Source organism: Bathymodiolus azoricus thioautotrophic gill symbiont, assembly GCF_001298715.1.
In the GTDB taxonomy this organism is placed as follows: Bacteria; Pseudomonadota; Gammaproteobacteria; order PS1; family Pseudothioglobaceae; genus Thiodubiliella.
This window is the reverse complement of record NZ_CDSC02000085.1, coordinates 1-11,527: the sequence shown is the minus strand read 5'-3', so window position 1 is coordinate 11,527 and position 11,527 is coordinate 1. Positions and strand designations below refer to the sequence as shown.

The window sequence follows — 11,527 nt, the reverse complement described above, 5'->3', positions numbered from 1 at the left end:
GGGGTGGTGTAGATGTAAATAACTATACATTGTAAAGATCTTATTTTCAAAAACGCCCACTCAAGCCCTAAGTGAAACTTTTACTTCTAAAAGAGAGCAAGATGCCATAAGTATCATTTACTTTTTTTAGCTCTAGCAAGAGGAGCCCGAATTATAAAACACCAAAAATGGTGTTTAAATCAGGTATTATTAACCAACAAAAAATTTGCACTCAGAATTTAAATTTAGGAATTAAAGCAAAAACCCACTAAATATTTAGTGGGTTTTTTATATATAATACTACAATGCGTATTGAACACCCTTTAACAGGCGCTATGGTCGCTCTAATCACTCCGATGCTTGAAGATGGCTCGGTGGATTTTGACGCACTTGCAAATTTGGTTGAGTTTCATATTAAGAGCAACACTAAAGCCATTATTTCTATGGGAACAACGGGAGAGAGTGCAACACTTAATCAAGATGAACATATTGAAGTGATGCAAAAAACCATTGAGTTTGCCAAAGGACGCATTGCTATTATTGCAGGTACAGGCGCTAATTCTACTTCTGAGGCGATTGAGTTAACGCAAGCCGCCAAAGCCTTAGGTGCAAATGCTGCACTTTTAGTCACGCCTTATTACAATAAACCAACACAAGAAGGGCTGTATCAGCATTATAAGGCTATTGCTGAGGCAGTTGATATTGACCAAATTTTATATAATGTTCCGGGTAGAACTGCTGTAGATTTGTTGCCAGAAACGGCAATTCGCCTATCAGCGATTAGCAATATTATCGGCATCAAGGATGCAACAGGTCAATTATCAGTTGCACAAGAACTGATTGATGGTTGCCCAGAAAATTTCTTATTGTATAGTGGTGATGACGCCACAGCGGTCGAGTTTATTTTAATGGGCGGTCATGGCGGTATCTCAGTGAGCGCAAATGTAGCGCCAGCAGAGGTATCTAATGCTTATCAAGCGGCTTTTAATAAAGATAGAAAATTAGCCGAAACTATTGACGCAAACTTATATAATTTACATCAGCATTTATTTACTGAATCAAACCCAATTCCTGTTAAGTGGGCGATGTATAAAATGGGCAAATGTGACAGTGGAATTCGTTTGCCATTAACAAAATTATCACCTCAATATCAAATGGTATTGGAGCAAGATTTATCTAATTTAGGAGTTATATAATGATAAAAAAAATAACAATTACACTACTTGCATTTTCTTTAGCAAGTTGTTTCTCGTTTGGCGAAAAAGCAAAAAAAGCAAAAAGCAGTCTTGGTGAAAGAAATATTCAATACTATGCAAATAAAACAGTGACTTCTTTAGAGATTCCGCCTGACTTAACCAAGCCTGACTCACAAGAAGCCTTTAAGCTAAGTGAGTATGTTGCAAATATTCAAGAAGATACCATTGGTTTTTCTAAAGATGATGTTGCTAATAAAAAGGCAGCGAGTGTTGCTGGCTCTGTAAAAGTTAAAGTTGAAAGATTGGGTCAAATTCGCTGGATAGTGGTTGATAAAAAAGTAGATGCAGTATGGAGTTTGGCAAAAAGTTTCTTTAAATCACATGGTTTTGCCATCAAGAGAAGTGATAAGAAAATTGGCGTTATGGAAACTGATTTTTTAGAAAATCACCCTGAAATCCCTGACCAATCAGTGGGTTTAATTCGTTCAATGCTGAAAAAAGCCATGAAGGCCAGGTACTCATTGGCAATTATTGATAAATACAGAGTCAGAATTGAACCTGTAGATGGTGGCAGAAAAACTGAAGTCCATTTCACTTTGAACTCAATGGAGGAAGTCATCACCAAAGCAGGCGGTGAAGATGAAAACACCATTTGGCAGGCTCGCCCTAAGGATCAATCGCTAGAAACTGAAATGCTTTATCGCTTTATGGTTTATCTTGGTAGCGATCATACAATTGCAAGGGAGCAAATTATTGATGTTAAAGGAAATCAAATAACAAAAGTAGAGATAGTGAAAGGCATAGGCGGTTATGCAAAACTTAAATTTGCTTTGAGCAAACATGAAACTTGGGAAAATGTTGGCTGGGCACTTGATGAGTTGAATATTGATGTTGAAGATAAAGACATAAAAGAAGGTAGTTTCTATGTGAATGTTGCCAAGGAAAAAGACAAAGGCATTCTTTCAAGCATTTTTGGTGATAATGCAATTAAAGAGTCCTATCAAATCATTGTTAGGCAAATTAGCAGTAATGCAGCTGAGGTAACTTTCAATGATTTATCTGAACAAAATAAACAAGAAACCATTGACTTTGGTTATGAACTCTTAAGCAATATCGCTAAACAATTTCAATAATCGCAGGTGGCGTTAGCACCAGCCATTAGAGATAAAATTGTCCGCCAAGAAATACTGGTAGATGAATTAAGCGACCAACAGTTAGCTGACTTTTGCATCGCACTCAATACTGCTTATCGTGATGGCAATCCAATGGTCAGCGATAAAGATTACGATTTTGTTTATCTGCCAGCGCTCAAAAAAAGACTACCAGCGCATCCATTATTACAAGCAATAGAGCCAGAAGGTACGGGATTTTCTACTGACAAGGTTTTACTACCAGAGATAATGCTCTCTATTGATAAAGCCTATTCTCAAGAAGAAGTTGATAAATGGTTGGAGCGCATCAAAAAATCCGCTATTGAAATTGATTTTGATATTCGCACTATTCAAATTAAAGCCACACCTAAGTTGGATGGTTTTGCTGGTTATGACGATGGCATACGCCTTTATACGCGTGGCGATGGCAAAAAAGGTAGCGATATTAGTCGTGTGTTTGATAGAGGATTACAAGTCTATAAGGGTGCTGATCGCGGGCAAGGTGCAGGTGAGATTGTGGTTCAAAAAAGTTATTTTGAACAATATTTATCTGCAGATTTTGAATATCCACGCAATTTTCAAGCCAGTCTAATCAAGGAAAAGGCTTTAGATGAAAAAGCCGAGCAAGCGATAAAAAACAAAGCGGCATTATTTGTACCTTTTAACCAATTGCCACATTGGTTGGGTAATATGGATGATTTGAAAACCCAATTTGATATGGTTGTTCAGGATGCACTTAGCGAAGTAGATTTTGATGTGGATGGTGTGGTGTTTGAAATAACAAACGATGATTTAAAAACGCACATGGGCGCGAATAGAAAATTCCACCGTTGGCAAATTGCTTTTAAAGAAAATAAAGATAAAGCACAAGTTAAAGTTTTATCTGTTACCCCGCAAGTGGGTCGTACAGGTAAGATTACACCTGTGGCAGAATTAGAGCCTACACTGTTAAGTGGTGCAACTATTAACCGTGCTAGCGCGCATCATTACGGCTTAGTAAAAGAGCAAGGTTTAGGTACTGATAGTGTGATTGAATTGACGCGTTCTGGTTTGGTCATTCCTAAAATCAACAAAGTTTTAAAACCCACAGAGCCTAATATTCCAACTGTGTGTCCAAGTTGTGACAAAACATTACAATGGGAGTCTGATTTCTTAATATGTGTAAATCATAGCGAATGTCCAGCGCAGGTCATTGGAAAAATGGAATATTTTTTTAAAATATTGGGTAATAATGATGGATTTGGCGCCGCCACAATTAAAAAACTTTATAAAAATGATGTTCGTAAAATTTCAGAGATTTATACGCTGGCTCATAGCGATTTAACCAAGATGGGTTTTGGCAATAAAACCAGCGAAAATTTGATTGCTGAGCGTCATAAATCAATCACTGAGCAAATTGAAGATTGGCGTTTCTTAGCAGCCTTTGGTATTACTAGATTAGGCATGGGGAATTGTGAAAACTTACTTAGGTCTTGTTTGTTGAGTGATATTTTTGCATTGAGTTTAGAAAAAATAGCCAACATTGAAGGCTTCGCCGAATTAACAGCGCAGGCTGTTGTAACAGGACTACAAGATGTTAAAAATGAGTTTAGCTTATTAAGTCAACACGGCTTTAATTTAGAAACCACCCCTTTGCAAAATGAGGGGGTAGAATTTACCCACATGCTGGCTGGCAAAAAAATTGTTTTTACTGGCAAAATGAGTGGTTCAAGGAGTGAAATGAAAAAGAATGCTAAATCTATTGGTATACAAGTGGTGGTTAGTGTAAGCGCTAAAACCGATTATTTGGTAATTGGCGAAAATGTAGGGCAAAAGAAAATTGAAGCTGCAGAAAAATTCGATGTAGAAGTATTAACTGAAGAAAATTATCTAACCATGATTGGGTAATTAACCCTTAAAACAAGGTTGTTTAGAGTGTTTATCCAATTCAACTTTTTTGTTTTTAAAAAATTCGGTATTAGTTGTATGATGAATTGACACTGTTTGGGGGTTTTTATTTGTCATATCATTCAAGGTTTTACTCTTACCAGTTCGTGACATTGAATGCCACTGCTCTAGCAATCGTCCATTATTGATAGACTTTCCATACGCTCTATCAACTTTTTCAAATTCTACAATCTTTTCACGAACCTGAATTCTTGGTGACCATGTTTCATCAATCTTCATCTCAAGCCAAATTTCTGCTGAATTTTTATAGTCAAAGCCTGACAAACCCAGTGATTTTGCAACAAGACAAATAATCTTCCAATCTGGTTTTGACTCACCAGCAGGTGATAAAAAAGCATTTTGTTCTAAATATCGGCGTTCCGAGTTTTTTTGGTGTCCTGTTTTTTCAGACCAAGAACAGGCTGGCAATACAATATCTGCATCTTTAGTGGTTAAAGTTTCTGTGAAGTCTGAAACTATTAAGGTTTCAAATTTTCGATAATTAATCATACTGTGCGCTGGGTTTGTTGCCATAACCCACAGTGTTTTAATCTGATCGGTTGAGAAAAATTCAGTGGCCGTTAAATCTTTAGTTCTAATACCAATTTCTCTACCACCCATGGCATTGCTTTGTCCAGTTAGCGATAAAACACCACAACCTGGTTTATTGATATTACCAACCTTAATGTGTGCGTTAATAAGCGCATTGACCTTATCAGTTGCATCGGTTGATTGGGTTAGGCCCTGAGAATAGATGCTTAAAGTTTTTTTATTTTTAAACCATGGTTGGTTAACCAAATCATCAATTATTTCCATATCTCTGCCAGCTTCAACCTTGATAAATAAATCTGATTTTTTGGCTGTTGTTGTTTTATAGACATCTACACAAACAACAAAGGCCTTAGATTTTTTGACATAATTAAAAACAATAGGATGGCAATCTGCAGTATTACTGCCAATAATAAATATAGTTTCTGCAAGAAAAATATCATCATAAGAAACAGGCACAATATCTGCACCGTAAGCGCGTTTATTGGCTTCAACCGTTGAATACATACAAAGTCTAGAATTGCTCTCTATATTATTAATGCCATAAGACTCTGCAAATTTTTTAGCCACATATAAATCTTCCATTAACATCTGCCCAGATAAATATAATGCAATTTCATCTTTTTTATTTGAACGGAAAATATTTGCAATTGTTTTGATTGTCTCATCCCAAGTGCCAACAGAGGGTTTAAGCAGTCTATCATTATCTGTGCCAACAGTTTCTAATAAAGTTTGCCCTTTGATGCAAAGCATGCCTTTATTAACAGGCGAATCTTTATCTCCGATTAACTTTAATGTTGAATTAGAACGGCTGATTTTAATCTCGCAGCCAACGCCACAGTACGGACAGGTTGTTTTAAAACTCATTTGGTCACCAATAATAATAATAAAATAAAATTTAACGCAAACAATAACCCAAAATACAATCGATATTTTTTTAATTTAGCTTCTGGTTTTACAGGTTCTTCAATTTGCAAGAAGTTTGAATTTGGGTGTTCTAAATCATATAAAAATTCACTCAGCACTTCGTATCTGGAGGCGACATTCAAATGACAAGCTTTACGCACCGCGCCATCAATCCATATCGCTAGATTTGGATGGTATATTAATATTGATTCGTAAGATAACTTGGATAATTTTTGCGTGGTTAAGTTTTTATCTAATTTGTTTTGGTAGGGAAGTTGCGAGGCAAATATCTCATACACAATTGCACCTAAACTAAATTGGTCTGATGCTTGAGAAGCCTTGCCATTCAAGATAACTTCTGGTGCGGTGTAGCCTTGTGTACCTTGATTATCCGTAACATCAACTGGACTGCTTAGTTCAACAACGCCAGCAATCCTTGTTGCGCCAAAATCAATCAGTTTGATTTGTCCAATTTTATCAATCATAATGTTTTCTGGTTTAAGGTCACAATGTAGCATTTCTTGACGGTGAAAGGCTCTCAAACCTTGGATAATTTGCTTAACAAAACTCACGACTATCTTGACATCAGGCTCTTTATTTTCATCCATCCATTGTCTGAGTGTTTGTCCTTTGATGTATTCCATCGCATAGGCTAAGAAGCTGGCTTTTTCATTGCTGTTATGAATTTTCACCACATTGGAGCTTTGTATTCGCTGCCCTGCCCATTGCTCATACATGAAATGTTTCAGATATTGAGGGTCATCTTCAAAATTAATTGAGGGTGTTTTTAGCACAACTGATTGTTTGGTATTAATATCTCTGGCCAAATACAATTGCACCTTAGAGCTTGAAACAAGGAGCGACTCTATTTCAAAACCATTAATTTTCATACCTTTGTCTAGATCTGGCGGTACAGGTCGTTCAGTGAGTTCATCAAAAGCCTCATCTATATTCTTCTTTGGTAGTTGCTCAATCTTCACAATCATTGCTGAGATGTTGTCGCTACTATCTGCATCTAGTGCCTTGCCAACAATATCATTTGTTGTTGATGCTACACTCATTAAATTTTGCAACGAAGTATCATTCAAATAATCATGCACCCCATCTGTGGTCATCAAAAATTGATCATTAACTTCAAGGTTAAAAGTTTGATAATCAACATTCACTCTAAGGTCAAACCCCATGGCTCTTGATAGGTAAGTTTTTTCTTTGTTTAGATTTAAAACATGGTCCTTTGTTAGTTGTGTCAATAGACCTTGACGATAGCGATAAATTCTAGAGTCGCCTATATGAAAAATATGCGCAGTATTAGATTTAATGATTATCACACTCAATGTAGATAACATTGATGAGATTTCATCGTTGCGCATTGATTGAGAATACAACCAATTATTTAGTGCTGAGATAACCTTTGTTGCCGAGTGCTCTACACGCCAAGAATCGGGTGTAGAGTAATAATCACTAAGAAAACTATTAACACAGCAACTACTTGCCTCAGCCGCTCGCTCACAAGCACTCACACCATCGGCAATAACGCTGGTAATACCTTTGTATTCCAAGGCTTGTTTGTCAGGTATATGATAGGCACAAGCATCCTGATTCTCAGGCTTGGTACCTGCAATAGAATGTGAATTTATACTAACTTTAAGTTGCTGCATGTCTGGGAATTTACGGGGTTAATATCATGGTATCTAGTTAAGTTTGATAATTTCAACCGTGCCATCATCTAATATTTCAGTCATATAACCTTTCGGTTCTTCCAAGAATACTACAATTAATACCAATACAATTGTACTAACTGTACCAATTAACATAAAGAATTGGTCATAGTCCACCAAAGAATTGAGCGTTAAAAACATTACCGCACCTACATTACCAAAAGCACCAGCCATACCAGCAATTTGTCCAGTTAATCGTCTTTGAATGAGTGGTACCATAGCAAATACCGCCCCTGATCCTGCTTTAGAGAATATACCGCCAACAATCGTTAATAAGACTACCAAATAAATTGACCAACTTTTATCAACATTGCCTAATGCTAGAAAACTTAAACTGATGCCAAAAAAAACTATCATTAGAGTCAGCTTCCTACCGTGCTTATCACTTAGATAGCCTCCACATGGTCGAGCGAATAAATTGATAAATGGATATACGCCCGCTAACAGTGCAGCGGTAATTTTAGGCAGTTCAAACCAATCAACATAAAACATTGCCAATATAGAAACAACTGCTAATTCAGTACCAAAAGTAACCAAGTATGCCCAATCAAGAATGGCAACTTGCTTAAATTTATATTGATGTTGCCTTGGTACGCCCTGAGCTAAATGTTGGGCATTAATATGCCATGTTTTAAAGACTTGCAATACAAATATTACAGTCAATACACAGTATATAACATCTTCTATCGTTGATGAAATCATTGCCATATTGGCGGGTGACAACTTCCATGTTAGCAATGATAAAGCAAGATATAGGGGGATATTCATTACAATATAGAGTGCTAAGTCTAAATAACTACTCACTTCCATAGCGCCTGATTTTTTTGGCTTGAAATAAGTAGAGCCCTTAGGCGTATTGCTAACATTGAAATAATAAAAAACACCATACAAGATTGCCAAAACACTCGCAATGGTGATGGCGTAACGCCAGCCATTAACATCGCCAAAACTACTTGCAATAAAAGGTAGGCAGAACGCTGCTCCCGCAGAACCAAAATTACCCCAACCGCCATAAATGCCTTGTGCGATACCGGTTTGTTTGACTGGAAACCATTCGGATATTATGCGAATACCCACCACGAAACCAGCACCAATAAAGCCCGACAAAAATCTCAATAGTGCCAATTGCTCGTATGATTGCATCCAGCTAAATGCGATTGAGATTAAGCCACCTAAAATTAATATGGCTGAAAATAGTATTTTAGGGCCTAACTTGTCAACCAACATTCCCACAATAATTCTTGCTGGGATGGTCATTGCCACATTCAGAATTAGCAATACCTTTGCTTGTTGCTCAGTGAGTGACAAAGCCTCTTGGATAAAGGGCATCATTGGCCCAAGGCCCAACCACACCACAAAGGTCATAAAGAAAGCAAACCAAGTCAGATGTAGAATCCGATATTTGCCCTTAAATGAAAATAGATTTAATTTATCTTCCATAATAGTATCCTTGCATTAAGCTGATTTTCTATGATCTGTTGTTTTCCACGGATTTGGAACAGTCTTAGGCAATGCATTTGCCCATTGCTTAATTTTTTCTGCTGTGCTCAGTTTTGATTGAATATAATCCAAACCAACACGCTCTTCAAAGTGCATGACACGCTCAAGATAATTACCTTCTGTTCGATATAACTGTACAAAGGCTCTCAGGTATTCAATCACTTCATCTTCGGTTTCAAAGAAACGATCTTTTAAGCAAGCTTTTGTTCTAATGCCACAAGCACCGGCTACATGGATTTCATAACCTTTTTCGGTACAAATCACACCAAAATCTTTAATCGTTACTTCGGCACAATTGCGCGGACAACCACTAACACCCATCTTGAACTTATGTGGCATAAAGTGTGACCAAACTGCGTCTTCCATCTTGATAGATAGCCCCATTGAGTCTTGCGTGCCCATCATACAATGATCGGTGCCCACACAAGATTTACAAGTTCTAGTTGCTTTACCATAAGCGTAACCTGATTCCATACCTGCCGCTGCAATTTCATCCCACATATCGTTTAAATTTTCTTTAGGAATACCTAACAAATCAATGCGTTGCCCTCCTGTCACTTTAACAGTGGGCACTTCATATTTCACGGCAATTTCTGCCAACGATTTAAGTTCTGCTGGCGTTGTCAATCCACCCTGCATTTGTGGAATAATAGAATAAGTACCATCCCTTTGTTTGTTAGCGTGCATCATTTCATTGTGTGGACGCTCTACATTATTATGCACATACGCCTCATTAAATTGTGACGACAAATAATAATTAATTGCCGCACCACAGGCTTCACAAGTACTGGTGAAATCTAATGCCAAACGCACTTCATCAATGGTTTTAACGGCATTCAACCCCCTAACATATTCACGCACTTCTGCGGTTGAAAAGCCAGTGCAATCACACAGTGTTTCCTTGCTCACCAATTCTGCACCTGATACAAAACTAAAAATTTGCTTTGCCACTGACCCACAACCACCGCATCCTGTTGCACAACCTGTTTCTTCTTGCATGGCTTCAAAAGTATCACAGCCATCTGTTACTGCATTCACAATATCGCCTTTGGTAACGCCCATGCAACCACATACTTGCTCATCATCTGCCATTTTTTCAACACCCGATGCGCCAGCACTAGACTCGTCAATACCAATATCACCAAATAATAAAGTCTTGCGAATATCGGTAATATCTGTTTCTTTCTTAATTAAATCAAAGTAAAAAAGTCCATCTGTAGAATCACCAAACAATACCGCGCCGACTAATTTATTATCACGAATAGAAAGTCGTTTTCGCGTATTTAATGCATGGTCTTTAGAGCACATAATTTCATCCTCCTCATTGTCAAACTCACCTGCTGAGAAAACATCAACACCTGAAATCTTGAGCTTGGTAGAGATATCTGAGCCTGTATACATATGATGAGACACCTCACACACTTGCTCGGCACACACGCGTGCTTGTTCGAAAAGAGGCGCCACCAAACCATACGACATACCTCGGTGTTTAATACACTCGCCTACTGAATAAATAGCAGGGTCTGAAGTCATCATTGTGTCATTCACAACAATACCTCTGTCTGTTTGCAAACCAATGTGCTTAGCCAAAGTATCATTGGGAACAATACCAACAGACATAACCACCATATCCGTTTCCAGTGTTGTTCCATCTTCAAACGCCAACGATTCAACCTTGTCCTTACCAATAATTTTGGTGGTTATTGCCCCCAGTTTAAAATGAATATTTTTTTGCTCCAATACTTTTTGCAATAAATGCCCAGATGAGGCATCTAATTGCATATTCATAATAGAATCCATATTACCAATAACTGTTACTTTAAAGCCCAATTCATTCAACCCATTGGCCGCTTCAAGTCCCAGCAAACCCGTGCCAATAACAGCCACTTTTTTAGATTTTCCAGCCTCTGATTGCATATATTCAACATCGTAAATATCTCTAAATGAAACCACACCCGCTAATTCCTTGCCAGGCAATGGCAGAATAAATGGTGTTGAACCCGTGCAAATCACCAAACGGTCATAATCCAGAGACTCAGAGTCAGTTTTACCAATTTCTGTTACTGACACAGTTTTAGCTTTTCTATTAATAGCTGTTACTTCAAAACCAGGCTTAAAAATAAGATTATTTTGTGCGAAATAAGCCTCATCATGTGTTCTGATTTCATCAAAATCTTTTTCGCCAGCTAAAACTGGAGAAAGCATAATTCTGTTATAGGGCAATACTGTTTCCGCACCAATAATAGTGATTTGATACATAAGCGGGTCTATTTTTAAAACCTCATCTACCACTTTCATAGCACTCATTCCTGAGCCAACTATAACCAATTTTTTCATGATATTTCCTTTTATTTATTTACACAATTTATGCTTTGAACATAAAAAAAGCCAGTTAGAAAAATGTGCATATGACATTTTCTAACTGGCTTCAATGCTCTATGGTTAAATTCAACTTTGAATTGACCAAAAAAAACGCTTATCGTGTTTCATTAAAATAGAAACCCAAATAAACGTCAATGTTTTTTTGTTGCCCATCATTGGGTAACAGAACGCAGATTATACCAAAAATACAATCGTTGTGTCTATCATTATTTTAAAACGG

General features: G+C 37.3%; 7 protein-coding genes. 3 read left to right on the top strand and 4 right to left on the bottom strand.

The window, feature by feature from the left end; translation table 11 throughout:
• The first annotated feature begins 284 nt into the window (after positions 1-284).
• From dapA to BAZSYMA_RS01765, 3 genes are read left to right on the top strand one after another with little or no spacing between them, the layout of a single operon-like run.
• Positions 285-1,175 (top strand): 4-hydroxy-tetrahydrodipicolinate synthase, encoded by an 891-nt coding sequence (gene dapA, locus BAZSYMA_RS01775; RefSeq protein WP_090714989.1) that lies wholly within the window; start codon positions 285-287, stop codon positions 1,173-1,175.
• Positions 1,175-2,308 (top strand): outer membrane protein assembly factor BamC, encoded by a 1,134-nt coding sequence (gene bamC, locus BAZSYMA_RS01770; protein WP_090714987.1) that lies wholly within the window; start codon positions 1,175-1,177, stop codon positions 2,306-2,308. Before dapA ends, bamC begins: the two co-directional genes overlap by 1 nt.
• A gap of 6 nt (positions 2,309-2,314) precedes the next feature.
• Positions 2,315-4,213, top strand: coding sequence for a helix-hairpin-helix domain-containing protein (locus BAZSYMA_RS01765; RefSeq protein WP_090714985.1), 1,899 nt, complete (start codon positions 2,315-2,317; stop codon positions 4,211-4,213).
• On the opposite strand, the gene BAZSYMA_RS01760 is transcribed toward BAZSYMA_RS01765, so the two are convergent.
• Genes BAZSYMA_RS01760 through nirB form a run of 4 tightly spaced genes read right to left on the bottom strand, consistent with a single transcriptional unit; the run spans position 4,214 to position 11,262 of the window.
• The gene (locus tag BAZSYMA_RS01760) at positions 4,214-5,668 is read right to left on the bottom strand and encodes a molybdopterin oxidoreductase family protein (protein ID WP_237731603.1); all 1,455 of its coding nucleotides are present in this window, start codon (positions 5,666-5,668) and stop codon (positions 4,214-4,216) included. It abuts the gene before it with no gap.
• Positions 5,665-7,365 (bottom strand): bifunctional protein-serine/threonine kinase/phosphatase, encoded by a 1,701-nt coding sequence (locus tag BAZSYMA_RS01755; protein WP_090714981.1) that lies wholly within the window; start codon positions 7,363-7,365, stop codon positions 5,665-5,667. Before BAZSYMA_RS01755 ends, BAZSYMA_RS01760 begins: the two co-directional genes overlap by 4 nt.
• Before the next feature lie 33 nt (positions 7,366-7,398).
• Positions 7,399-8,865 (bottom strand): MFS transporter, encoded by a 1,467-nt coding sequence (locus tag BAZSYMA_RS01750; RefSeq protein WP_090714979.1) that lies wholly within the window; start codon positions 8,863-8,865, stop codon positions 7,399-7,401.
• 15 nt (positions 8,866-8,880) lie between these two features.
• Positions 8,881-11,262 (bottom strand): nitrite reductase large subunit NirB, encoded by a 2,382-nt coding sequence (nirB, locus tag BAZSYMA_RS01745; RefSeq protein WP_090714977.1) that lies wholly within the window; start codon positions 11,260-11,262, stop codon positions 8,881-8,883.
• Between the last annotated feature and the right edge of the window lie 265 nt (positions 11,263-11,527).

Excerpts from the sequence above, each read along its gene's own strand:
- BAZSYMA_RS01760 (WP_237731603.1), bottom strand. The coding sequence starts at position 5,668 with ATGAGTTTTAAAACAACCTGTCCGTACTGTGGCGTTGGCTGCGAGATT.
- BAZSYMA_RS01750 (WP_090714979.1), bottom strand. The coding sequence starts at position 8,865 with ATGGAAGATAAATTAAATCTATTTTCATTTAAGGGCAAATATCGGATT.
- BAZSYMA_RS01755 (WP_090714981.1), bottom strand. The coding sequence starts at position 7,365 with ATGCAGCAACTTAAAGTTAGTATAAATTCACATTCTATTGCAGGTACC.
- bamC (WP_090714987.1), top strand. The coding sequence starts at position 1,175 with ATGATAAAAAAAATAACAATTACACTACTTGCATTTTCTTTAGCAAGT.
- dapA (WP_090714989.1), top strand. The coding sequence starts at position 285 with ATGCGTATTGAACACCCTTTAACAGGCGCTATGGTCGCTCTAATCACT.
- nirB (WP_090714977.1), bottom strand. The coding sequence starts at position 11,262 with ATGAAAAAATTGGTTATAGTTGGCTCAGGAATGAGTGCTATGAAAGTG.